We start from the raw sequence: 24,041 nt of genomic DNA, 5'->3' as shown, positions 1-24,041 counted from the left end.
CTGTTATTTGAACCATTTTGCCTTGGACAAGGCGCGCCAGACAACAAGACCGGCAATCACAATGACGCCAGCGGCAATTGCGCCCAAGCCATTGCCCGCCACCAGCACCAGCCCCCAGAAGCCGACCGTCCCAAAGCCAATTGCCAGACTGAGAAAGGCGGACTTGGTCAGGGTGTCCTGATTTTTCTGGGCCATTTCGGCGCGCTTGATTTCATCGACGATCTCATACCAGGCCAGTTGCTGCCAACGGGAATATTTCAGCCCCTTGCTCGGCCCCTTGCGGAGGAATTCATCAAGCTGTTTGACGATATTGGCTGCGCGCTCTTCGGGGGCGACATATTTGCCAATCCGCTCCTTCTTGCGCGGGCCTTCGTCTTCTTGGTCTGGTAACGGCATAGGGCAGCCTGACACGTGATTGCGGCGATGCGTTATGGATAGGCGGCATCTGCTTTACATCCGGTAAACATTACCCTGTCTTGCGTTTCTGCCAGTATCGCAGGCAAGCCTTTTCAATCTCGACCAGCACAAAGACGCTGAACCCGACCCCGACGGCCATCGCCCAGCCAAGCGGCGGGATGGCGACGCTTTCAAACAGATACTGCATCGGCGGGGCATAGGTGTAGATCAGCTGGAAAAGCACGACCAGTGCGACCGCGATCAACACCGCCCGACTGCCCAAAAGCCCTTGTCTGTTGAATGCCGATGCGGTCAGGAAACGCGCGTTGAACAGATAGAACAGTTCAAACATCACAAGCGTGTTGACCGCGACCGTGCGCGAGACTTCAAGGTCCGCCCCACGGTTCTGGGACCAGACAAACACGCCGTACACACCGGCCACGAGAATGAGCGAGACAAAAATCGTCCGCCAGATCAGAAAGCCCGATAGCAACGGCGCATCGCGTCGGCGCGGTTGACGTTTCATGACGTTGTGCTCAGAAGGCTCAAACGCAAGAGCCAAGGCCAGCGTCACCGCCGTGATCATATTAACCCACAGGATTTGTGGTGCGGTGATGGGCAGCAACTGTCCCAAGGCCAGCGCCATGACAATGGTCAGCGCCTCCCCGCCGCTGCTGGGCAGGATGAACAGGATCGATTTGACCAGATTGTCGTAAACCGTTCGGCCTTCTTCGACCGCGGCGGCGATCGATGCAAAATTGTCATCGACCAGAACCATTTCGGCGGCTTCCTTGGCGGCCTCGTTGCCCTTTTGGCCCATGGCAACGCCAACATCGGCGCGCTTGAGCGCCGGGGCATCATTAACGCCGTCGCCGGTCATGGCAACGACGTGACCCTCTGCCTGCAGCGCCTTGACGAGACGCAGCTTGTGTTCGGGACTGGTGCGGGCGAAAACATGGGACTTTTGGGCGACGGCGCGCAATGCGTCATCATCAAGCCCGTCAAGCTCGTGGCCGCTTACCACAGGTTCGCCATCACCAAGGCCAAGTTGCCGGGCAATGGCCCCCGCCGTGATCGCATGATCGCCCGTGATCATTTTAACCGCGATGCCCGCTGCACGACATTTGGCAACGGCGGCGATGGCTTCGTCGCGCGGTGGATCGACCAATCCGTAAAGGCCGATCAACACAAGATCCTGTTTGACGTCATCAAACACCAGCTGGTGATGGCCGTTATGGGTCGGGCGGAAGGCGAGTGCGAGAACCCGCTGGCCATTTTCTGCCATTTCCTGCATGCGGGCTTCCCAATAGGGACGATCCAGGACTTCCTGATAATCCGGTCCGCCCTGAGAGTTGCACATGGCAAGAATGCGTTCCGGCGCGCCTTTGACATAGATAAAGCCATGCCCCTCTGCATGGTGATGCAGGGTCGCCATGAAACGATGTTCAGATTCAAACGGGATGACGTCATGGCGCGGCAATTGACGGTTTTCGGTGCCGGGTTCCAGTTCCGCCTTCATGGCAAGGGCAACCAGCGCGCCTTCGGTCGGATCGCCATCGACCGACCATTGACCATCACTTTCATGCAGACCGGCGTCACTGCACAAAAGTGCCCCGCGCGCCATTTCGGTCAGGCCCGGATGGTCATCCAGTTTGACCGGCTTGCCATCAAGTTCAAAGCCGCCTTCGGGGCGGTATCCTGTACCGGTGACGGCATAAAGATGCTTGCCGGTGGCGAGCGACTGCACCGTCATTTCGTTGCGCGTCAGCGTGCCGGTCTTGTCCGAGCAGATGACGCTGACCGATCCCAATGCCTCCACCACTGGCAGGCGGCGAATGATGGCGCGGCGTGCGGCCATGCGTTGCACGCCGGTGGCAAGGGCGATGGTCATGATCGCCGGAAGGCCTTCGGGGATGGCGGCAACGGCCAGTGCGACCGCACCGACAAACATCTCAGCCGCCCCGCGCCCATGCACCCAGACACCAATGGCAAAGGTAACAAAGGCGACCGCCATGATGGCGGCACTGAGTTTACGCCCGAAGGTCGACATTTGCCGCAGAAGCGGCGTGGTAAGGGTGGTGACTTCGGACAGAAGCGCGCTGATACGGCCGATTTCGGTTTTTGACCCGGTGGCAACAACCACGCCGCAGCCCTGCCCGTGGGTGACCATGGTACCGGAATAGGCCATGGAAAAACGATCACCAAGCGCCGCGTCCGCGGCCACGGGGGACACGGCCTTATCGACGGGGATAGATTCGCCCGTCAGGATGGCTTCCTGAATTTGCAGGCCCTTGACCCGGATCAGACGCACATCAGCCGGGACCTTGTCACCCGATTGCAGATGGATGATATCGCCGGGCACGACGTCTTCGGCGGGGATTTCGATTTTACGCCCGGCCCGCTCGACGATGGCGGCAAGCGACAGCATATTTCGGATTGCCTCAAGCGCGCTTTCGGCCCGGCCTTCCTGAACAAAGCCGATGATGGCATTGATCACCACCACCGCCAGAATGACCGACGTGTCGACCCAATGCGCCAGTGCCGCCGTGACGACAGCCGCCAGCAGCAGGACATAAATCAGCACATTGTTGAATTGGGCCAGAAACCGGATCAGCGGCCCACGCCGACGCGGCGGATCAAGCCGGTTGGGACCATATTGCGCCAGACGTTCTGATGCTTGGCCTGCATCAAGGCCTTGCGGGCTTGTTTGGAAAGCCTCAAGGGCCTGATCGGCGGGTAGTGCGTGCCATGCGCCGTCCTGCTGGATCGGTACGCCCGAAAGTTCTGTGGATTTGGCAGCGACTTTGTTCATGGCGATGCTGGCCTGTTGATGGCGTGAATACGCACATCACAGATCCTATCGCACTGCAGCATCTCATACAAGAAGTCACCGGTTGATCATCACGTTACGACCAGTGCGGCGGCGGCAATGACACCAATGGCAATCAAGTGAACCATCTTCATTCTCCTGCATTGGGGATAAAACAACATCCACAGCAAACCTGTGCCGGGATGCTCACAGGATGAAATACAAAGCAGAGGATTTGATGACAGGAATTCGGCAATTTGATGCCGGGACCTTAAACAGGGTCCGTTTGCCGATGCGCTGGTGCGGGCGGCCGGACTTGAACCGGCAAAGCCTTAGGGCTGACGGATTTTAAGTCCGCTGCGTTTACCAATTTCGCCACGCCCGCGACGCGCGTTGGAACCGGCCAAAGCCGGTGCAAAGCGTTCTAGCGCGGCTTGGTTTTTGACGCAACATTCTATTGGCGCTAATCGGCACCTTTGCGCAGCTAAACAGCAATGGGGCAGAACTGCCCGTGTTTCTCCATATTCCGTGCATTTTCGTCTGTCATGCTGGACCACTGACCCAAACAGTCACGTTTAAAGTCAGATGCACAGGCGTTTTCAAGCTGCCGTGATTGCCACGGTCTGTCTGGCGGCCGTTACCTATATCCTTCGACGGGAGATAAGCCAGCCGCCCATAATACCGCAGGCCTTTGCCCGCGATGATGCCGCACGGCCTGATGCACCGGTATTGCGTAACAAGACAACCACCCGGACCGCAAATCAGCAGCGCCACATGAACCGCCTGTATGACAAGATGGACGAAGATCTTTATGACAGTCGGGTCGCGCCCTTGTTGTTTGATGGCTTCCTCTCCCCGCCGCAACAGGCCACCGAACATCTGCAATTTGGCATGGGCACACCAACGCCCAGCGAAATTCTGGCCGGGCGCAATGCGCTTTCATCGCTTGCGCGCAAGCTTGACCTTGATAGTGCGGCGGGGACGTTCCCGACCCAATCGCGCAGCGTGCATGCACCGATCAGTATCTGGCTTGCGGGTAATCATTCAGAACTTGAAAACCGTATCACCGGGTCGGGCTATGATCCGGGCCTCAGTGGCGACACCATCTCGATTGATAGCGGTGTGGATTATCTGATTGATGACGGGCTTGTGCTTGGCATCGGGGTTGGCTGGGGCAGCACGGTTGGCGAATCCGGCACCCGGCAATTGGGTTATCGCGAGAACAATCTTGCCCTGTCGCCCTATTTCGTCTCGCGGGTAACAGACTGGTTTAACCTGCGTGGCAGCATCAGCCTTGGCCAAAGCACCATCCGCCAATCCCCGATTGGCCCGGTGCCAGATAATCTGCGCTATGCCGAACGGCTTGACAGCACCAGCATTTCAAACAGCATCGGCTTTGGCACCGACTATGAGTTTGGCGCGGTGCCGCTGCGCATCCAGCTTGATGGCGACATCACCACCGCGCGCGAATATGTTGATGCGGCGCGCGCCACCAGTGGCGGACTTGTGCCTGGAAGCATTGCGACCACGCAACTTTTTGATGCCTCGGTCGAGGCGCGCTATCGCCTTGGCTTTGGCAATCATGAAATCATTCCGTTTGCCGGGCAGGACGAGACCATATCGCTTCTGAACCAGAATTACGGGCGCAGCGGATCGACGCGCTATTATGCCGGGGCGGATTATGCCTATGACCCGCTGAGTTTTGATCTCAGCATTCAGGGGTTTCGCGACATCGCCACCGGGTCTGAGGACATTACCGGCATTCGATCGGAGTTTTCCCTGATCCATGATGTCGCACAGTCCTCCATGACGCTTGAGCCGTTTGTCAGCATTGAAAGCACCAATCTTTATCTTGATACTGGGGGTGGTATTACCCAGCAATGGGGCAGTTTCCCCGCCAGTGTCAGTTTCGAGTTGCGGCGAAAACTGAGTTATGAAGTCTCGCACGGCAACTATACCGGTTTTCTGACCATAGATGTGCCGTTCTAGGCTTACGCACGCGCATGGTGCGCAAAAATCAGCTGTGATGGATCGATGAGATCATCTTGCTATTGGCGATAGCGACGCTGACGGGTAGGGTGCAAAACAATTGAGATTTACCTCGCATTTCATCAGGCCCGCGCCATGACCAAACCAGATCAGATTGCCACAAACAGCGCCCCGGAAACGGACCTGACGCCGCCGGTTTTTGACCAGGCCTTTCAAAAGCAGTTCATCAATCTTTTGCTCTGGCGGCGCGATGTCCGGCGTTTTCGCACCGACCCGATCCCTAAAGGCGATATCGACGATCTGATCAAGGAAGCCTGTCTGGCGCCCTCAGTCGGCAATTGCCAGCCATGGCGCTTTGTGAAGGTCAATGACCCGAAACGCCGCAAATCGATCCGCGACAGTTTCGAACGCGCCAACAATGAAGCACTTAATGACTATCACGGTGAACGCGCCAAGCTTTATGCGTCGCTGAAGCTTCAGGGCATGGATCAGGCCCCGGTACAGTTGGCCGTGTTTGCCGACGAAGAAACCGAAGCAGGCATGGGCCTTGGGCGCAAGACCATGCCTGAGATGCTTGATTATTCTGCGGTCGCCGCCGTGCAGTTGCTGTGGCTGGCGGCACGTGTGAAGGGCATCGGGGTTGGCTGGGTTTCGATCCTTGAGCCCGATGTGGTTGGCAAGACACTTGATGTGCCAGACCATTGGCGCCTCATTGCCTATCTGTGTATCGGATATCCCGAAGAAGATCACGTCGTGCCCGAACTGGTCCGCGAAGGCTGGCAGGATCGCATTGATCCCGATGCGCTGACACTTGAACGCTGATTGCCAAAACATATTTCAGAACGCAAGGAATACCGAATGTCTGGCGAACCAAGCCAACCGAACAATCCCGAACAGCCACCGCAAAAAAAGGGGCTGTCGAACGGGGTCTATTTCAAGATCATGGGTTATCTTCTGACCGCGGGTTGGGTCGGGATCATTCTGGCGGCGTCGGGCGGGGATTCGAGCCACCCGTTGTTTGATTACATTTTCATCGTGCCGTTGGCGGGCTGGATCATCGGGATGCTGGTTGCGCGCGTGATCGCCAAGAAATCCGGTGCGGACCGGCCATAAGGCAGGTGTTCACCGTTCCAGAAAGGCGCCACAAAACGGCGCCTTTTTTATTTTCTGTCATCTGAATTGCGGTTACGCGTCCGTTCATCGCGATAGCGGTCATCATCGGAAAAGCCGCCAAGTGTCATGATTCCGATGCCCAGACTGATGCTGCCAAAGGTCACAAACAGGCCGAAAAACAACAAGAAGATAAAAATCGGCGCATCACGCGATGACGTCGCAAGACTGTAAATCCCGCCAATATCGAAATACAGAACCAACGCCCCGAACACCAGCGCGCCAAACCCGCCGTAAGCTGTGTGTTCGATCATGAATTTCACAATCGACCGGGCTTCGCGAGCGGCCTGACTGTTGCGCGCGTCATTTTGCGGATCATGGTTCTGATCGGTCATGCTGTCTTCCCGTAAAAGGTCAGAACAATTCTAGACACAGCCCCGAAGACATTACCTTGATCAAACGCAATTCAAGGCCACTGGGCAAGGCAATCAGACAGCACCGGTATCCTCGATCACGTCCTTGCCGCCTTCGATGATGGCAAGGCGAATGCGATCAGATGCCTGATTGACGTCATCGGCACTCTCCCCGCGCACGACAAGCGTAGTGCCAAGCTTTCCTTCACGCAGGAACGGATAGGATCCGATGTCGGTTTCCGGGAAATCGGCCTGAATTTCGCCCAACACCTTGGCGATCGTGCCTTCGGGGATATAGCCGCCGACAGAGCGCGATACCATCGGTTTGCCGCCGATCAGCTGATGTTTGATGCCCTGGAACATGGCCTGCATGATCATCGGCACACCGGCCATGACATAGACGTTTTCCATGCGGAAGCCCGGCGCCTTGGAAATCGGGTTCTGGATCAGCTCCGCCCCGACCGGAATGCGTGCCATACGCAGGCGCGCTTCATTGAGGTCTTCGGGGTTTTCATAATGGCTTTTAAGCAAGTCATGGGCGTCTGCATTGAGTTCAATCGCCACCCCGAATGCCTTGGCAACACATTCCGATGTGATGTCATCGTGGGTCGGGCCAATACCGCCGGTGGTAAAGACGTAATCGAATTTTGCCCGGCATTCATTCACGGTTTGGATGATGGTGGCTTCAATATCGGGAATGACGCGGGTTTCGGCCAGGCGGACACCAAGCGCATTCAGTTCCTCTGCCAGATAGGGCAGGTTCTTGTCATGGGTGCGGCCAGACAGGATTTCATTGCCGATAATAATCAGACAGGCACGGACCGGATCAGACATCATATCCCCACAACATCATTCAAACTTCAATGCGCGATCTCATACGCCACAAACGCGCAGATGGCTCACAGAAAATCACGTAGCATTGCAACAAGCGGCACATCGGCCGGCGGCATCGGATAATCCCCCAGACGGACCGGGCGCACCCATTTCACCTGCTGGCCTTCCATCGGGGTGATTTCCCCCTTCCAGACGCGACACAGATAAAGTGGCATCATCAGATGGAAATCGTCATAGGTGAAGGACGCAAAGGTAAAGGGTGCCAGGCAGCTTTCGGTGATATCAATACCAAGCTCTTCCTTGAGCTCACGCACCAGCGCCATTTCGGGGGTTTCACCCGCCTCGACCTTGCCGCCGGGGAATTCCCACAGACCGGCCATAGATTTACCTTCGGGACGCTGGGCGATCAGCACACGGTGATCGATATCGACCAGCGCGACCGCACTGACGAACACGGTTTTTTCCGGGATTTTGCCCTGGCGCAGGTCAACCGACATGCAGCCTTTATCTGGTTGTTGTATTGTCATGGCACTGTTTTATCGCGCCATCAAACCTTCGCCAAGTGCAGAAAACATCGAGGGTCACTTTGCGCGGGTCAGATCAATGTCATCGGGTGCAAGGCCCTTAAGGTATCGGGCATATGCGGCTTCGAATGCAGCTTCGATGTCTCGTGTGTAGGTAACCGTGTCAAACAGCGGACAGGTCTTGATCTGTTCCTGTAATTTCTGCTTCAAGGCTGCGGTCTTTTCGGGATGAAGCGCCAGATCCAGTGCAATGGCTTCATAGTCCGCTTCATCCTTGGCAATCAGCTCAGACAGATTGGCTGCCGTCAAAATGCTGGCCGCCACACGAGCGGCAAATTGCTCTCCGGGCAAGGTCACAAGTGGCAAGCCTGCCCAAAGCGCATCACTCGCCGTCGTGTGCGCGTTGACATTAAAGGTATCAAGCAACAGGTCTGCATGCTTGTGCCGTGCGAGATGTTCCGGTTCCGGCATCTTGTCGGCAAAGACCAAACGATCGGGATCAATGCCGCGCTTTTGCGCTTCCTTGCGCAGGTTTTCGGCGGCGTAATCGTTGCCCTTGAACAACCAAAGAACCGAGCCCTCAACCTTACTCAGAAGCCGCATCCAGATATCAAATTCCCGCGGGGTTATCTTGTAGGTGTTGTTGAAACTACAGAATACAAAGCCGGTTTCTGGAAGGCCGAAATCCTTGCGCGTTGTGTTCGTCTCCGGGATGCGGCGTTGGTCATCATTGGGCTGATAGCAATTTGGCAGATAGATCGGCTTTTCAGACAAATACTTTTTGTGCGTTTCAGGCACTGTGACCTTATCAATAATCATATATTCGATGAAGTCAGCCCCGATGGAGCCCGGATTGCCAAGATAATTGATCTGAACCGGGGCGATGCGCCGGGCAAAGATACCAATCCGCCCCATCCGCGTGTGGCCCTTAAGGTCGATGGCAATATCGATATTCTTTTCACGCGCGAGCTGCACAATCGCCTCGTCCGAGGAACCCGAGACATCTGAGAAACTATCAAAATAGTTTATCGCCTCATCAAGGCTCCGGCTTTCCTTCACCACCCCATATGAGAAGCCATGAATTTCGAATTTGTCGTGATCATGATTTCGGAGAAGCCCCATCATCAGCGATAGTGTCGCATGGTCATGGAAGTCGGCTGAAAAATAGCCGATACGCAACTTCGCCGGGCGCGCTGATGGAACGCCGCCTTGCCACGTCGCCCCTTGCCCGAATTTGGCCGAGACAAATTTTTGACATCGGGCCAATTGCCTTTCCGGCGCGTCTTCAAGGGGTAGCAGCGAAAATGGTGTTACTTCTTCGCCCTCGATTCCCAGTGTCTTGGCGACACGCGAAAAGGCATCAAGCCAGGACCAATCGCACATCATCGCCAAACTATAGAACCGGTTTGCCACGGCACTTTTCAGATCCGGGTTCAGAGCATTGGCCTTGGCGTAGCTTTGGGCTGCTGCGGGTAATTGTCCCTTGCTAAAAAACACATTGGCCAAGTTGCTATAGGCGTCGGCGAATTGCGGGTCGAGCTGAAGCGCCTTGGCAAAATACTGCTGGGCAGTATCAAGCTGCCCAACTGTCATCAGGACAATGCCGGCTCCATTATAGGCCGGGGCATAGTTGGCGTCGCAACTTGCCGCGCGCTGATAGCATTGAAGTGCTTCGTTGAACTTGCCGATGCTTTGATAAAACACGCCAAGATTTTGATGAGACTTGGGGTTTTGCGGCGCAAGTTCGACAACCTTCTCGAAACATATTGCTGCCTGCCCGTTATCCTTTTTGAGGAAATGGGCGTTTGCCAAAACATCCCAGAGCACAAACGCGTCGGGTTGGGTTTGCAGAAATTCTTCGCACATGGAAATGGCCAGATCCGGCTGATTATTCGCCATCGCCTTTTTTGCACGTGACACCACCTGTTCCACCGCAATGCTCAAAACTGCTTCCTCATTCCCGGTGCAAAATTCGCCATCACGTTATTGGCTGACAAGGTCAATGTCCCACGGCGCCTGTTGGCGGAGATAGCGCTCATAGGCTGCGTCATAGCCCCGCTCCAGATCAAGGGTATATGACTTGGTATCAAACAGCGGACAGGCTTTGACGTTTTCTTTGACCTTTGCCTTCATTGCAGCGGTCTTTTCCGGGTGCAAAGCCAGATCAAGGGCAATTGCCTCGTACTCTTCTCCGGATTTGGCAATCAGTTCGGGCAGGTTTGCCGCCTTTAGAACACTTGCGGCCACCCGGGCGGCAAATTGTTTTCCGGGAAGAGTTACAAGCGGCAACCCGGTCCAAAGCGCGTCACTTGCCGTGGTATGAGCATTCACATTAAAGGTATCCAGGAACAGGTCGGCATGCTTGTGACGGGCGAGGTGTTGTTCCTCGGGCAAGAAACCGGCAAAGACAAGGCGGGCAGGATCCACGCCGCGATTTCCGGCTTCCTTGCGAAGGTTGAGCATTGCGTCCTCGCTGCCTTCGAACAGCCACAGGACAGAACCATCTACCTTCTTAAGCAAGCGCATCCAGATATCGAATTCACGCGGCGAAATCTTGTAGTTGGCATTGAATGAACAGAAGACGAAGCCGTCTTCGGGCAAGCCCAGCTCGGTGCGTGTTTGCGTGTTTTCCGGGAACTCCCGGCCGCCGTCATTGGGTTGATAGCAATGCGGCATGTAGATGATTTTTTCGGAATAGGCATTCTTGTATTCGTCGGGGATGATGGTGTGGTCTGCGATCAGATAGTCGATGTAATTGGCCCCCAGAGTCCCCGGATAACCAACATAGTTAATCTGAATTGGCGCCATCCGATAGGCAAATAGCTGTGGCCGCCCTGATTGTGTGTAGCCCTTTAGATCAATCGCAATATCGATCCCTTGGCCACGCGCATGCTGAACGATTTCCCGGTCCGAAAAATTACGGACATCCCAGTTTCTATCGACCAGTTTTTGCAACTGAGCGCGACGCCAGCCATCTGTGACACCGCCATAACTGTAGGTGTGGATTTCAAAGCGGCTTTTATCGTGGTCCCTGAAAAGCCCCATCATCAGGGAAAGCGTCGCATGATTGTGAAAGTCCGCCGAAAAATAACCGATTTTCAGTTTCTGCGGACGGGACCCCGGTCGCCGGAATTGCGGGAAACTATCGCGTACGGCCAGTTCCCCTGCTCTGTTCTCTGAACGCTTTTTCTGCGCGTATGGGTCGTCTTCAAAATGCAATAAGGAAAACGGCGAAACACAGTTCCCCGGATTGCCGATCGCCTTTACGTTTTGAAATTCGGGAGCAAGAAGAGACCAGTCACAAATTTGCGCACGTGCATACAAAAAGTCAGACAGTGCCGACATACTACTTGGATGAAGTTTAGCAACTTTTTCAAATGCTTGTTTAGCAGCAGCACGTTTTTTGTTTCGATATAGAATGACGGCAAGATTATGGTATGCATCCGCTAAATTTGGGTCGTTGGTAATCGCCTGCACGCAGAATCTTTCGGCTTCGTCAAAACGCTGCATTTCCATCAGAACGGTCGCGCAACTATTCAAAATGTTGGCGTTTTGGGCCTGAAGATAGCTGGCGTTTTGAAAGGCTTGCAGCGCTAGGCCAAATTTCTTTTGGGATGAAAACAGGTTTGCAATATTAACCCAAGCGGCAGCAAAGTTTTTGTCGAGCTCAATAGCCTTGCGCAGGCATTTTTCTGCTTCTACCGGTTTTTGATCCTTAGCGTAGGCAAACCCCAAAAGGTTCCACACCTGAGCATTTTCCGGAGCACTTTCGACAAGTTGCTTTGCAAGTTCAATCGCCCTTGCAAACCCACCCCGCTCAATCAGCTGCGAGGCTTTCATGAAAGCCTGTTGTGCAGAAACACCTTTCCCAGAAGCGGCATCACGAAGCTTTTCAAGAGCCGCCTTTGCGCGTGTGTTTTTCGGGAAATCCTGAAGAAACTGTTCGTACAGCTTGATCGCTTCGTCAATCTGGCCCTGATTTTCGAGCTTTTTTGCGCGTTTGGACAGTTGATCGAATGAGGACACTTTGACGGGATCTCCGAATTTGAACTTTGCCCGGAAAGTCTAGGGAGCAGGCAATTAAGGACTAATAAATACATCCCAACAATACACATGCGACGTGCTGCTTTATAGGTCTGGATTGTCAAAATCCGGGGACATTGCCGGTGTCGTCAGCGCAAACATCCATTTGATTGTTTTAAACGGAATTCAGTGCGCTAACGTATTGACTATATAAACGATAATTTTTGCATAGATCGGCACCCCGAATGTTTCCCAAAAAGTTTCTGAGCATGACGACCAATTCCATTGTCGCAATGGTGCTTCTGGCCGGATGTGACAAACTTGGTGCTTATAATCACTGGCAGGCGGGTGATTTAGAACCTGATATCGCGGCACTTTCCTATGGGCCGGATGAGCGGCAGGTTGTGGATCTTTATCTGCCCGATCCGTCCCTTCAGCCCGCCCCACTTGTGATCTGGTTTTATGGTGGGTCATGGGATTCTGGTGATCGCGGCAAGTACGCCTTTATTGCCAAACGTTTTACCGAATTTGGCTATGCGGTCGCGATCCATGATTACCGATTGGTCCCCGATGTTCGTTTTCCGGACTTTATCGAGGACGGGGCGTCTGCGATTGCCTTTATGAAAAGCTATGCCGGGCAAAACCCCAATGAGATCAAGGATGTCCCGATTATGTTGGCCGGTCATTCCGCCGGGGCCTATAACGCCGTTCAGCTGGTTGCAGACCAGCAATATCTGCAAGCTGTCGGGCTTGATGCCGATGACATTTCCGGCATCATCGGGTTGTCTGGCCCGTATGATTTTTATCCCTATGATGTTGCGGCCACCCGGAATGCTTTTGGCGAGACACCGGCCAATCAGAGCCAGCCAGTCGAGATGGATCTTGCACATATGCCACCGCTTTTGTTGATTACGGGCACCCGTGATCACACGGTTTTACCGCGCAATTCGAGGAAGCTTGCCGAGCTGGCCCCGAATGCAAAACTTGTCGAAGTTCCCGAAACGGGTCATGCCGGAACCCTGATTGCGCTTGGGTTTTATCTGACAACCGATGATGCGGTGTTGGGTCCGGTCAAACAGTTCCTGCAAAGCCACCTGCCAACCAAGGCCCTGACGGCAAGCAACTGACAAAGAAAAAGCGCGCATCCCGAAGGAGCGCGCTTTTTCTTTAATCCATGGCCAATCCGATCAGTTCAGCTGACCGTGGCAATGTTTGTATTTCTTGCCAGATCCGCACGGGCAGGCCTGGTTACGCGCCACACGACCCCAGGTCGACGGATCGTTGGGATCGAAATTGCCCGGCTGACGCGACTGCACGGTTGCGGTATCGACACCCTGCTCGGTTGCTTCAAGTTCGTCGCGGTTTTCGCGCATTTCCTGTTGCGGACGGCGGGGTGCTTCGAGGTCTTCGGGGCGCGGGGTCGATTGCAGTTCGACATGCGACAGCATCTGGGTCACGCGTTCACGCAAGGAAACCAGCATGGCTTCAAACATGTTGAAGGCTTCGCGCTTGAACTCATTGAGCGGGTCGCGCTGACCATAGGCGCGAAGACCAATGCCCTGACGGAGGTGATCAAGGGCAAGAAGATGCTCTTTCCACGACTGATCAAGAAGCTGCAGCACGAGGCTTTTTTCAACCTGGCGCATGATGTCAGCACCATAGTTGGCAACCTTGGCCGCCATTTTCGCATCCGATGCCTTTTCAAGGCGTTCGCGCATGACTTCCTGATCGATGCCCTCTTCCTTGACCCAATCAGAAATCGGCAGATCAAGGCCCAGAAGACGGGTAACTTCTTCGTGCAGGCTGGCGGCTTCCCACTGCTCGGGATAGACCTTGGCCGGGCAGTATTTGTCGACCATGTCTTCGATAACTTCGGCGCGCATGTCAGCAACGTCTTCGGCAACGTTCTTGGCCTGCATCAGATCGCGGCGCTGTTCATAGACGACCTTACGCTGGTCATTCATGACATCGTCAAATTTCAGCACGTTCTTACGAATGTCGAAGTTGCGTGCCTCGACCTTCTGCTGGGCTTTCTCAAGCGCCTTGTTGATCCACGGATGGTAAATTGCTTCACCTTCCTGCAAACCAAGTTTCTGCAGCATGCCGTCCATGCGCTCGGACCCGAAGATGCGCATCAGGTCATCTTCAAGCGAAAGATAGAATTTCGATCCACCCGGGTCACCCTGACGGCCGGAACGACCACGCAGCTGGTTATCTACACGACGTGATTCATGGCGTTCGGTCCCGATCACAAACAGACCACCAGCGGCGAGAACCTTTTCCTGATCGGCTTTGACTTCTGCCTTGATTTTCTCGATCGCGGCGGCACGTTTGGCTTCGTCAGTGACATTGGCCAGTTCGTGTTCAACGCGCATTTCAACGTTGCCACCAAGTTTGATGTCAGTACCACGACCGGCCATGTTGGTTGCAATCGTGATCGCACCCGGCGCACCGGCCTGGGCCACGATCAAGGCTTCGCGTTCATGCTGCTTGGCGTTGAGAACTTCGTGCGGGATTTTCTTCTTTTTCAGAAGATCGGACAGAATTTCCGATTTCTCGATCGAGACCGTCCCGACAAGCGCCGGCTGGCCGCGCTTGTGGCAATCCTCAAGCTGTTCGGAGATCGCAATCCACTTTTCATTGGCGGTGCGATAGATCTCGTCATCGGCATCTTTACGGGCAATCGGGCGATGGGTCGGGATTTCGACAACCTGAAGATTGTAGATTTCCTCGAATTCTTCGGCCTCAGTCATTGCCGTACCGGTCATCCCGGCAAGGGTCGGATAGAGACGGAAATAGTTCTGGAAAGTGATCGAGGCCAGAGTCTGGTTTTCGTTCTGGATCTTGACCTTTTCCTTGGCTTCGAGTGCCTGATGCAGGCCATCGGAATAGCGGCGGCCTTCCATCATACGACCGGTAAATTCATCAATGATGACGACCTTGTCGTCCTTGACGATATAGTCGGTGTCTTTCTGGAACAGCTTGTGCGCACGCAGCGCCTGATTGACGTGATGGACCAGATGAACGTTGGCAACGTCGTAAAGCGTGCCTTCGGTCAGGATGCCCATTTCCATCAGAAGCTGTTCGGCGTGTTCGGTGCCTTCTTCGGTCAGGGTAACCGCGCGCGCCTTTTCGTCCTTTTCGAAGTCTTCTTCGATCAGTTTCGGGATCAGCGCATCAATCGAGCGGTAAAGTTCGGAGCTGTCTTCGGCAGGGCCGGATATGATCAGCGGGGTACGGGCTTCGTCAATCAGGATCGAGTCGACTTCATCGACGATCGCAAAGTTGAACGGGCGCTGCACCATGTCTTCGAGACGGAACTTCATGTTATCGCGCAGATAATCAAAGCCGAGCTCGTTATTGGTGGCATAGGTGATGTCACAGGCATAAGCCGCACGGCGCTGATCATCGGTCATGCCATGCATGATCACGCCCACGGTCAAACCAAGGAAGCCATAAACCTCGCCCATCCATTCGGCGTCACGACTTGCCAGATAGTCGTTGACCGTCACAACATGAACGCCCTTGCCTTCAAGCGCGTTCAGATAAACCGGAAGGGTCGAAACGAGAGTTTTACCTTCACCGGTTTTCATCTCGGCGATTTTGCCAGATGTCAGAACCATGCCACCCAGAAGCTGCACATCATAATGACGTTCGCCACGGACGCGTTTGGACGCCTCGCGGATGGTGGCAAAGGTATCAGGAAGGATATCTGTCAGAGTCTCGCCATTCTTGAGACGTTCGCGCAGCCAATCGGTCCGGGCGCGCAGTTCGTCATCAGTAAGCTTTTCGACTTCGGGTTCCAGGGCATTGATTTGCTCGACCGTGGCCCGCAGGGCTTTGACTTCACGATCGTTAGCTGAACCGAAAATTTTCCGGGCAATAGCGCCGAGCATTAATACGTTCCTGAACAAATAAATTAAGACACAATGAGGCCCGACAGAAAGCGGAGCCCGATCACAGATAGAACCCTGCCTGCCATCTGTCAACGGAACGAGCCAATATCGCTAATGTTGGGCTGAAAATTACCGGTTTTCACCGCAGTCTCCGGACAGATTCGGACGGTTTCACGTTTTCGTTTTTTGCTGTTGATCCCTTCTTGCTTGAGAAATGCGAGAAATCGGCGTACCATTCGCCTAATAGTTTTAAACCCTAACAGAGCATGTAGCTCGTTTTGGCACGCAGGGTTGCCCCGAAAGCGCTGCCAAATCACATCCTCAGGAGGAGGATTATGGTCGATTTCTCAGCGCTTAATCCATTTCGTCAGGGTCAGTCCGCCCTTCAGGATGCGCGTCAGCCCATTTCAAAAAGCAATCCCGATGCCGGTGACACAGCCGCACAGGCGCGAACTGATGCCCGCAATCAGGTTGATCCGGTTGCGTTGTCAGACGATGCGCTTGCCGCACATAATGACAGCCAGAAGCTTGCCCCTGCGGCAGGCAAATCGCTGTCGAACAAGTCCCTGACAACCGAAGAACTGTTTGAACGCGCCCTTGATGCGTCGCTTGAGATGATTCGCGGCAGTGTCGAGGAAATGTTTGCACTGTCGGGCATGTCCGAACAAGAAGCGATTGTCGCGACCGAGGCCATGTTCACGGGCATTCGCGATGCTGCCAGCGGGCAGGATCAATTCGAGTTTTCCTTTGATCAGGCAATCGCCAGCCACAGCAAAACCGCGATTTCATATGCCGGGGCCAATGGTGCGGCGGTTGGCGTATCGGAATCCGCCATGATGGCGGTCCAGTCGCTTGATATCAGCATCAACAACGAAACCGGTGAGTTCTCGTTTAATTACGAGGCTGCCAAGATCGAAGTTGTCCGCACCGAAGCCATCGCAATTGGCAACAGTGCCGGTGCAGCCCTTGGCGCACTTGGCGCGGTTATGGATGGACTGGGTGGCGGGTCGCTTGTGGATATGCTGGGCAACCCGGCCAGTGCCGAGAATGGCGGACTTCTGTTTGATATCAATGACAACGGAGTCGCTGAATTCATTCGTGAACTGATGAATGCAACAGTCGGTTCTGACGATACGTCCGAAGAAGGCGACTCAGCCGGTGCTGCGCAGACCAATGGTCAGGCGCTTGCGGCGGAACGGATGGCGGCCCTCAATGCCCAGATCACCGAACAGTTCATGGAACAGGCAACCCTGATCGTGCGCAGCATCAATCAGCCGGTTGACGGTACTGGCGAGGGTGCCGGTCCGCTTCAGCTTACCGTTGATATGATGATGCCGATGGGTCTCTTTGGTCAGGATGATGGCAAGGCCACCTTCACGTTCCCGAATGGTGAAACCGTGCCCGTCACTGACCCGACACAGGAACAGGATGTTCTGATTTAACTGCGACGGGATGTCGTGACCGGCATCCCGCAGCCCTTCAGGAAGGAGGTGCTGTATGTTTGATTCCTCAACACTCTCAAATCCGACCGCTGCCCAGAATGCAGCGGCCCTTGCCGCGTCACGTGCCGCGACAAATGGTGCCGTCAATTCGGATGCCGCTGGAAATCACGATGGCGAACTGTCCCAGCAACGCGCCATCATTGACCAGATTGATCTCAGTATCGAAGCCAACCAACGCATCGAACAAGCAATGGGGTCGTTCCAGCATCCCGTTCTGGAATTCGAGATCGATGTGCTTGAAATCTATAAGGGGCTGAAACCCGCATTAGATGATGCCCAGACGCGCCTGAACCGCGAGGCTTTCATCGTTCTTGCGATGATGGGCATTCCGCCAGCCAAGGCGCGCGCGATGGCCAACGCCATGACGGGTGGTGATCCGGGTGACCTGAAACTTGCCAATACTGGTGGCACCGGCGGTGTTGACTCCGTTCATGATCTGGCGGTCAGCATGTCGCACGGCAAAGCCAAGGTTAATCTTGGGCAGGTGTCGGTTAGTTCCCGCCAGGTCGCGATCGATTTCTCATCGATTGAAACACGGTTTGCCAAGACCGCCGGGAAAATCGATATTTCCGTCTCCGAGTTCAAAGCCCATATCGAAATGATCCGGGTTGAAATCGCGCAAGCGTTTCAGAAGGATCCGTTGATCCTTGATCTGGATGGCAATGGCATCGACATCACCAGTCTTGAAGACGGTGCAAAGTTTGACATTGATGGTGATGGATCGCTTGATCAAACCGCCTGGGTCAGTGGCGGGGATGCGTTGTTAGCGCTTGATCGCAATGGCGATGGTGAAATCAACGACGGTACCGAACTGTTTGGCGATCAAAACGGGGCCAAAGACGGCTTTGCCGAGCTGGCCAAATATGACGACAACCGGGATGGCGTGATTGACGAAAGTGATGCTGTGTTCAGCTCGCTCGTTCTACTACGTGCCGATGGAAGCCAGAGCAGCTTGGCAAGCGAGGGAATCAAATCGATCTCGCTGACCCTGATCACACCATTGGATGAACGCCTGATCGGCGGGGATCTGGTTGCCAAATCGGGTTTCACCCGCACAGACGGGTCACAAGGCATGGTCGGTGAAGTGCTGTTTGACGTTCGGGCCTGAACAGTCCCAACCGTGTCAAAATTTCACATAACTGTCGTCCGAGCATTGCCCGCCTTGCGGGTGATGCGCGCGTCAGCGCAAAGATACACATCACAACATGCTGACACGCAAATTTAGCTTCTTCACATTTTAGACAGAAAGCTTTGCCAAAAGGTGCGACATCCACGGCGAAGCCTTGTGCAGGCACAACTTATGTGTTTTACCCGTGGGCAGAGGCATTGGGCATAAGCCCATCTGAAATCAAAGTCTGGAGAAACTATGCTGCGCAAATCCCTTCTTGCTGCGTCCCTGGCAACCGTCATTTTCGCATCCCCTGCCATGGCACAGGACGCTGCACCGGCAGAAGACCCGGTGCTGGCGACGGTCAATGGTGAGGACATTCTTGAATCAGAAGTCCGCGCAACCCAGCAGGGCCTGCCGCAACAGTATCGCCAGCTTCCGTTTGACATGCTTAAGGCGGACCTTCTGACCCGTGAAATCAATCAGCGCCTGCTGATGGATGCCGGTAGCGAAGCTGGTCTGGCTGATGACGAGGAAGTCAAAGCACAGATCGCAGCCCTTGAGCGCCGCCTGATCGCGGAAACCTATCTGGATCGTGCGCTCAGTGATGCGATCACCGATGATGCGATCGAAGCAAAATACGAAGAATTCATCAAAACCAACGAGCCGGAGCCGCAGGTTCACGCCCGCCATATCCTGCTTGAAAGCGAAGAAGACGCAAAAGCCATCATCGCAGAACTTGACGATGGTGCGGACTTCGTCGAACTCGCCAAAGAAAAATCGACCGGCCCGTCCGGCCCGAACGGTGGTGATCTTGGCTTCTTTAACCGTGCCGACATGGTTGCACCGTTCGCCGAGGCAGCCTTTGCCATGGAACCGGGCACCTATTCGAGCGAGCCGGTTCAGACCCAGTTCGGCTGGCACGTGATCAAGGTTGAAGAGAAAAAAGAAGGCACCCAGCCGTCGCTTGACGAAGTCCGTCAGCAGCTGGTGGCCGAAATCAGCCGCGATGCGTTTAACGCACTTGTCGAAGACCTGCGTTCTGATGCCGAAATCGTCAACTATGTCGAAATCGAAGCCGCGAAGGCAGCAGAAGAAGCCGCCAAGGAAAAGCCGGCGGAATAATCCCGCAAACGTCGCGGTCAGCATCGATTGATCGCGTCTGGCCTTAGAGAATTCGAAAACGGGGTGCAGCCATTGGCTTCGCCCCGTTTTTTACACATCATTTGATCGCGTAAATTCATTCTGCCGCTTGCTTTTCGTCGCCATTGCGGCAGGATGGACCGACTTATCCAATAAAGGAAACTGCACTGATGGTTGCGACTGCCATTTCACCGCTTGCCCCCGCGGCATTCCCAGACCTTCCGGCGATTGCTGGCGTTAAACTGCATACCGCAACCCTTGGCATTCGCTATAAGGGGCGCCCGGATGTGCTGCTGGCCGAACTCGAGCCAGGCACGCAGGTTGCCGGTGTCTTCACCACGTCGACCACCGCTTCGGCGGCGGTCCGCTGGGGACGTGAGGCGCTTAAGGGTGGTACGGCACGTGCCTTTTTTGTCAATGCAGGTAACTCGGTCGCCTTTACCGGCAAGGCTGGCGAAAAGTTCGTTGCTGACAAGGTCGAAGCCGCGTCCAAGGCGCTTGGCTGTGCAAAAACCGAAATCTTTACCGCATCGACCGGCGTGATTGGCGAGCCGACCACGGCCAACCGCATCACCGATGCACTGGGCGATCTTCTGGCCAATGAGGCTGGCTGGCTTGATGCCGCCAAGGCCATCATGACAACAGATACCTTCCCCAAGGGCGCGTCAGCCAAAGCGACTATCAATGGCAAGACCGTGACCATTGCCGGTATCGCCAAGGGATCGGGCATGATCGAGCCGAACATGGCAACCATGTTAAGCTTTGTGTTTACCGATGCCGCCCTGCCGCACAATGTGCTGCAAGCCATTCTGGCCGATTGCAACAATCGCAGTTTCAACGCGATCACGGTTGATAGCGACACGTCGACATCGGACACGCTTCTGGTAGCTGCCACCGGCAAGGCGGGCAATGCCACGATTAGCGACGTCAACGATCCGGAACTTGCCGCGTTCAAGGCGGCATTTGAAGACGTACTGCGTGATCTTGCCCATCAGATCGTTCGCGATGGCGAGGGCGCTTCGAAATTCATCACCGTCAAAGTCACCGGTGCCGTGAACGAAAAAGAAGCCAAAACTGCCGCGAAGGCCATTGCCAACTCCCCGCTTGTCAAAACCGCGATTGCCGGTGAAGACGCCAACTGGGGCCGTATCGTCATGGCTGTTGGCAAATGCGGTGTAACCGCGGATCCGAACAAGCTGAGCGTTGCAATCGGTGGCATTACGTTGGCCAAGAACGGTGAACGTGTTGCCGATTATGACGAGGGCCCGGTCGAGGCCCACATCAAGGGCCAGTATATCGACATTGATGCCGATCTTGGCTTTGGCGATGGTGCGGCAACGGTTTGGACCTGTGACCTGACACATGGCTATATCTCGATCAATGCGGATTACCGCAGCTAGGCGATCATAGTCCTGCGCACTAAAAAAACGCCGCCTTCACTGAGGGCGGCGTTTTGCGTTTTGGGCCGTGATCGGCAGAGGTTATCTCTTGCCGGGAATATAGCCGTTAAGGATCAGGCCAACATTGGCACCTTCAAGTTCGGTTTCGCTCAGATCCGTGGCGCCAAAGGCGACGCCGGCAACGTTTGCCTTGGTCAGATTGGCGCCCTTCATCTTGGCTTCGTCAAATACCGAGTTGCGCAAATCAGCCTGTTCGAAATTGACATCCGAAAGATCCGCGTTCCAGACGACGCCGGTCTTTTCACCCTTCTTGTCGCGCTGATCGACACCGCCAAAGTGAACGCCCTGAAACACGCCCTCGCTACAGTCCGATCCGGCCATGCGCACACCATCGAGCACAGCACCATTCATGCGGATTTTATGCATGTCGGCTTCGCGCATCGAACACATGGCAAGAATGGTATCGACAAAAAGCGTGCCGCGCAGGATGCATTTGTCAAAGACGGCCCCGGACAGGTCCATGCCCGAAAAGTCCATGCCCGACAAATCGCGACCGGCAGCAATCATTGGCATGCCGGTTTTGCCGCCGGTTGCCAGCCACGTGCTATGGCCGTTTACAAGTTCGCGAATATCATCAACCAGCGGGGCCGTCGGTGTACCGCCACCGATTGAGTAGGATGTATTAGCCTGCGACAAATCGACATCCTGCAAGTCGACATTGCGCAGGTTCGCACCGCTCAGATCCGCACCGACAAGTTCCGTCCCCGCAAGCTTCGCCCCCTTGAGGTTGGCATTGCGAAGCTTTGCGCCATTCATCTTGCACCCGGTCAGATCAGCGCCTTCGAGGTTGACGGCAAACATGTTGGCGTCACTCATATCCGTGTGTGCAAGGCGCGATCCGGACATGTTGGCACCGGCCATATTGGCCCCCCACATCATCGCACCTTCGAGGTCGGTATTTGACATGTCGGTTTCGCGTTTGACCGTGCGTTCACGAGCCCCTTCAAGGACCACCATGATGCCTGCGCGCAGATCAATGCCGTTCAGGTTGGCATTGCGCAAACTGGACCGTGCCATATTGGCCCCACGCAGATCGGCGCGTTCAAAGGTCGAATTTTCGAGGTCGGCCTCAACAAAGTTTGCGCCAAACAGGTCACAGAAATCGAAACAAACGTCGCGTGCCGATGCCTGGATGAAGTTTGCACCGGGCAATACCGCCTCTTTCAGGCTGATCTTGCTCATTTTGATGCGGGAAAGATTGCAGTTGCGCTTTTGCATGCGCACGCCGCCGGGCTTTTGATTGAGATAAAGTTGATGCTTTTTGATTGAATCAATCAATTCCGAACGCGATGACATTCAGTAGAAAACCCCAGAGATTCTAAATTAGATTCTTATTATTCTGGATTATAGAATGACGCACTTTCCCCGCAACGCAATTTGTTTAAGACATTGCTCGACATTGGGACGGTTTAAGTCTTTAAAAAGTGGGAAAAACTATCCGAACGCTTAGTGAATCCGCACCCTGACAGGGTTGGATCCTAAACCTTACCGGGGATGATTCCGGTCAGAATCGAGCCGGTGTTGGTACCGTCAAGATCGACGTCGCTTAAGTCCGTTTCACCAAAGGCAACACCGGAAATATTGGCCTTGCAAAGCTTGGCCCCCTTCATGTGGGGCTCATCGAAAACCGAGTTTCGAAGGTCAGCGTGTGAAAAGTCCGTTGCATGAAGGTCTGCGCGCCAGACCTCGCCCGTTTTTTGTCCCTTGGCATCACGTTGTTCGACGCCACCGAACTTGACGCCCTGAAGCACGGCCTTGGTGCAGTTGGCATAGGACATCCGTACACCGTTCATGATCGACCCGCTCAGTCGGGCGCGGGACAAATCGGCATTGCGCATCGATGCCATGACCAGAATGGTATCGACCAGCAAAACACCGCGCAGGATGCAATCATCAAAACATGCCGCCGAAAGATCAAACCCGGTGAAATCAAGTTCGGTCAGATCACGACCGGTCACATCAAGGCGTGCGCCCGATATGCCGCCACTTGTCAGCCACTCGGTATGGGCATTGAGCAAGATGCGAATATCATCGGGCAACGGCGTTGCCGCCTTGCTGCCAATCGAGTTTGACGTATTGGCCTGCGACAGATCAACATTCGCCAGATCAACATTGCGCAGATTGGCACCCGACAAGTCCGTGCCAAGCAAAAGCGTATCCTTGAGCTTTGCACCCTTGAGGTTCGCGTTCTTGAGCTTTGCGCCCGACAGGTTGCAGCCCGAAAGATCCGCGCCGGCAAGGTTAACGGCAAACATGTTGGCGTCGCTCAGATCCGCATCGGCAAGCCTGGCACCCGACATGTTGCTTTCGGCCAGGTTGGCTCCGGACATCACCGATCCCTGAAGGTCTGCGTTGGTCAGATCTGTTTGTCGTTTGACCTTTTTTTCGCGTCCGGCATCGACAATCACCATCACACCGGATCGAAGATCGGCCCCCGTCAGGTTGGCATTGCGCAGTTTGGCACGCGCCATGTTGGCGCCGCGCAAGTCGGCGCGCATGAAGCTTGAACCTTCGAGATTGGCCTCGACAAAGTTGGTTCCGAACAGATCACAGAAATCAAATTTGACATCCTGAATCTGGGCCTGGATGAAATTGGCACCGGGAAGCACCGCATCTTCAAGACTGATCTTGCTCATCTTGATGCGCGACAGGTTGCCATTGCGGAGCTGCAATCGCCGACCGCCGGGCTGCTTCATGACAAAGAGCTGATGCTTTTTGATTGCATCAACCAGTTCGGTGCGTGTTGTCATCTGGTGGGTGGTACCCCCGATCAATCGGAAACAGCGCATGGACGCCGCGGTTCCAAGAATTCTTATAAAGTATACCCGTCAATG

The 24,041-nt window shown here is 54.8% G+C and carries 18 protein-coding genes and 1 tRNA gene; 8 read left to right on the top strand and 11 right to left on the bottom strand.

Going from position 1 to position 24,041, the window contains the following annotated elements; translation table 11 throughout:
- Positions 1-3 precede the first annotated feature (3 nt).
- The 3 genes from WBY09_RS03730 to WBY09_RS03720 form a co-directional block, all read right to left on the bottom strand.
- Entirely contained in the window at positions 4-396 is a 393-nt protein-coding gene (locus WBY09_RS03730) for a hypothetical protein (RefSeq protein ID WP_008888359.1), read from the bottom strand.
- A gap of 70 nt (positions 397-466) precedes the next feature.
- Positions 467-3,208, bottom strand: coding sequence for a cation-transporting P-type ATPase (locus tag WBY09_RS03725; protein ID WP_336232028.1), 2,742 nt, complete (start codon positions 3,206-3,208; stop codon positions 467-469).
- A 295-nt stretch (positions 3,209-3,503) separates the two neighbouring features.
- Positions 3,504-3,590 (bottom strand) — tRNA-Leu (locus WBY09_RS03720).
- A gap of 200 nt (positions 3,591-3,790) precedes the next feature.
- On the opposite strand from WBY09_RS03720, the gene WBY09_RS03715 reads away from it, so the two are divergent.
- The 3 genes from WBY09_RS03715 to WBY09_RS03705 all read left to right on the top strand — a co-directional run bounded on the left by WBY09_RS03715 (position 3,791) and on the right by WBY09_RS03705 (position 6,307).
- The gene (locus WBY09_RS03715; protein WP_143588674.1) at positions 3,791-5,194 is read left to right on the top strand and encodes an autotransporter domain-containing protein; all 1,404 of its coding nucleotides are present in this window, start codon (positions 3,791-3,793) and stop codon (positions 5,192-5,194) included.
- A gap of 135 nt (positions 5,195-5,329) precedes the next feature.
- Positions 5,330-6,016 (top strand): 5,6-dimethylbenzimidazole synthase, encoded by a 687-nt coding sequence (gene bluB, locus WBY09_RS03710; protein ID WP_082923349.1) that lies wholly within the window; start codon positions 5,330-5,332, stop codon positions 6,014-6,016.
- Between the two features lie 36 nt (positions 6,017-6,052).
- Positions 6,053-6,307, top strand: a complete 255-nt coding sequence (locus WBY09_RS03705) for a hypothetical protein (RefSeq protein WP_008888363.1) — start codon at positions 6,053-6,055, stop codon at positions 6,305-6,307.
- Positions 6,308-6,354: 47 nt separating this feature from the next.
- On the opposite strand, the gene WBY09_RS03700 is transcribed toward WBY09_RS03705, so the two are convergent.
- From WBY09_RS03700 to WBY09_RS03680, 5 genes are all read right to left on the bottom strand, one after another.
- Entirely contained in the window at positions 6,355-6,699 is a 345-nt protein-coding gene (locus tag WBY09_RS03700) for a hypothetical protein (protein WP_336232027.1), read from the bottom strand.
- A gap of 93 nt (positions 6,700-6,792) precedes the next feature.
- On the bottom strand, positions 6,793-7,554 hold the full coding sequence (locus WBY09_RS03695; protein ID WP_414716649.1) for a competence/damage-inducible protein A: 762 nt from the start codon (positions 7,552-7,554) through the stop codon (positions 6,793-6,795).
- Positions 7,555-7,616: 62 nt separating this feature from the next.
- Entirely contained in the window at positions 7,617-8,048 is a 432-nt protein-coding gene (mutT, locus tag WBY09_RS03690) for an 8-oxo-dGTP diphosphatase MutT (RefSeq protein ID WP_063088498.1), read from the bottom strand.
- An 84-nt stretch (positions 8,049-8,132) separates the two neighbouring features.
- Positions 8,133-10,019, bottom strand: a complete 1,887-nt coding sequence (locus tag WBY09_RS03685) for an O-linked N-acetylglucosamine transferase, SPINDLY family protein (RefSeq protein WP_336232026.1) — start codon at positions 10,017-10,019, stop codon at positions 8,133-8,135.
- Between the two features lie 39 nt (positions 10,020-10,058).
- Positions 10,059-12,101, bottom strand: a complete 2,043-nt coding sequence (locus tag WBY09_RS03680; protein ID WP_336232025.1) for an O-linked N-acetylglucosamine transferase, SPINDLY family protein — start codon at positions 12,099-12,101, stop codon at positions 10,059-10,061.
- Positions 12,102-12,367: 266 nt separating this feature from the next.
- Between WBY09_RS03680 and WBY09_RS03675 the strand changes: the two genes are divergently transcribed.
- On the top strand, positions 12,368-13,225 hold the full coding sequence (locus WBY09_RS03675) for an alpha/beta hydrolase (RefSeq protein WP_336232024.1): 858 nt from the start codon (positions 12,368-12,370) through the stop codon (positions 13,223-13,225).
- A 60-nt stretch (positions 13,226-13,285) separates the two neighbouring features.
- On the opposite strand, the gene secA is transcribed toward WBY09_RS03675, so the two are convergent.
- Positions 13,286-15,994, bottom strand: coding sequence for a preprotein translocase subunit SecA (gene secA, locus WBY09_RS03670; protein WP_336232023.1), 2,709 nt, complete (start codon positions 15,992-15,994; stop codon positions 13,286-13,288).
- 335 nt (positions 15,995-16,329) lie between these two features.
- Between secA and WBY09_RS03665 the strand changes: the two genes are divergently transcribed.
- The 4 genes from WBY09_RS03665 to argJ all read left to right on the top strand — a co-directional run bounded on the left by WBY09_RS03665 (position 16,330) and on the right by argJ (position 21,147).
- Positions 16,330-17,436, top strand: coding sequence for a hypothetical protein (locus WBY09_RS03665; protein ID WP_336232021.1), 1,107 nt, complete (start codon positions 16,330-16,332; stop codon positions 17,434-17,436).
- Between the two features lie 55 nt (positions 17,437-17,491).
- The gene (locus WBY09_RS03660) at positions 17,492-18,604 is read left to right on the top strand and encodes a hypothetical protein (RefSeq protein ID WP_336232020.1); all 1,113 of its coding nucleotides are present in this window, start codon (positions 17,492-17,494) and stop codon (positions 18,602-18,604) included.
- Positions 18,605-18,862: 258 nt separating this feature from the next.
- On the top strand, positions 18,863-19,729 hold the full coding sequence (locus tag WBY09_RS03655; protein ID WP_008888374.1) for a peptidylprolyl isomerase: 867 nt from the start codon (positions 18,863-18,865) through the stop codon (positions 19,727-19,729).
- 188 nt (positions 19,730-19,917) lie between these two features.
- A complete protein-coding gene (gene argJ, locus WBY09_RS03650; protein ID WP_336232019.1) occupies positions 19,918-21,147 on the top strand; it encodes a bifunctional glutamate N-acetyltransferase/amino-acid acetyltransferase ArgJ in 1,230 nt (409 codons plus the stop codon).
- 81 nt (positions 21,148-21,228) lie between these two features.
- Here the strand turns inward: argJ and WBY09_RS03645 are convergent, their stop codons facing one another.
- Positions 21,229-22,503 (bottom strand): pentapeptide repeat-containing protein, encoded by a 1,275-nt coding sequence (locus tag WBY09_RS03645; RefSeq protein ID WP_008888376.1) that lies wholly within the window; start codon positions 22,501-22,503, stop codon positions 21,229-21,231.
- Positions 22,504-22,685: 182 nt separating this feature from the next.
- Positions 22,686-23,957 (bottom strand): pentapeptide repeat-containing protein, encoded by a 1,272-nt coding sequence (locus WBY09_RS03640; protein WP_064780030.1) that lies wholly within the window; start codon positions 23,955-23,957, stop codon positions 22,686-22,688.
- Positions 23,958-24,041: the final 84 nt, after the last annotated feature.

This window comes from Thalassospira sp. CH_XMU1458, assembly GCF_037027205.1.
GTDB lineage: Bacteria > Pseudomonadota > Alphaproteobacteria > Rhodospirillales > Thalassospiraceae > Thalassospira > Thalassospira tepidiphila.
Note: the sequence above shows the minus strand (reverse complement) of the source record. Positions and strands in the feature narration are given on the sequence as shown.

What these genes read in the sequence shown, in the direction of transcription:
- mutT (WP_063088498.1), bottom strand. Translation starts at nt 8,048, where the DNA reads ATGTCGGTTGACCTGCGCCAGGGCAAAATCCCGGAAAAAACCGTGTTC.
- bluB (WP_082923349.1), top strand. Translation starts at nt 5,330, where the DNA reads ATGACCAAACCAGATCAGATTGCCACAAACAGCGCCCCGGAAACGGAC.
- WBY09_RS03655 (WP_008888374.1), top strand. Translation starts at nt 18,863, where the DNA reads ATGCTGCGCAAATCCCTTCTTGCTGCGTCCCTGGCAACCGTCATTTTC.
- WBY09_RS03700 (WP_336232027.1), bottom strand. Translation starts at nt 6,699, where the DNA reads ATGACCGATCAGAACCATGATCCGCAAAATGACGCGCGCAACAGTCAG.
- WBY09_RS03640 (WP_064780030.1), bottom strand. Translation starts at nt 23,957, where the DNA reads ATGACAACACGCACCGAACTGGTTGATGCAATCAAAAAGCATCAGCTC.
- WBY09_RS03660 (WP_336232020.1), top strand. Translation starts at nt 17,492, where the DNA reads ATGTTTGATTCCTCAACACTCTCAAATCCGACCGCTGCCCAGAATGCA.
- WBY09_RS03705 (WP_008888363.1), top strand. Translation starts at nt 6,053, where the DNA reads ATGTCTGGCGAACCAAGCCAACCGAACAATCCCGAACAGCCACCGCAA.
- WBY09_RS03715 (WP_143588674.1), top strand. Translation starts at nt 3,791, where the DNA reads ATGCACAGGCGTTTTCAAGCTGCCGTGATTGCCACGGTCTGTCTGGCG.
- WBY09_RS03665 (WP_336232021.1), top strand. Translation starts at nt 16,330, where the DNA reads ATGGTCGATTTCTCAGCGCTTAATCCATTTCGTCAGGGTCAGTCCGCC.
- WBY09_RS03645 (WP_008888376.1), bottom strand. Translation starts at nt 22,503, where the DNA reads ATGTCATCGCGTTCGGAATTGATTGATTCAATCAAAAAGCATCAACTT.
- argJ (WP_336232019.1), top strand. Translation starts at nt 19,918, where the DNA reads ATGGTTGCGACTGCCATTTCACCGCTTGCCCCCGCGGCATTCCCAGAC.
- secA (WP_336232023.1), bottom strand. Translation starts at nt 15,994, where the DNA reads ATGCTCGGCGCTATTGCCCGGAAAATTTTCGGTTCAGCTAACGATCGT.
- WBY09_RS03675 (WP_336232024.1), top strand. Translation starts at nt 12,368, where the DNA reads ATGACGACCAATTCCATTGTCGCAATGGTGCTTCTGGCCGGATGTGAC.
- WBY09_RS03725 (WP_336232028.1), bottom strand. Translation starts at nt 3,208, where the DNA reads ATGAACAAAGTCGCTGCCAAATCCACAGAACTTTCGGGCGTACCGATC.
- WBY09_RS03730 (WP_008888359.1), bottom strand. Translation starts at nt 396, where the DNA reads ATGCCGTTACCAGACCAAGAAGACGAAGGCCCGCGCAAGAAGGAGCGG.
- WBY09_RS03695 (WP_414716649.1), bottom strand. Translation starts at nt 7,554, where the DNA reads ATGATGTCTGATCCGGTCCGTGCCTGTCTGATTATTATCGGCAATGAA.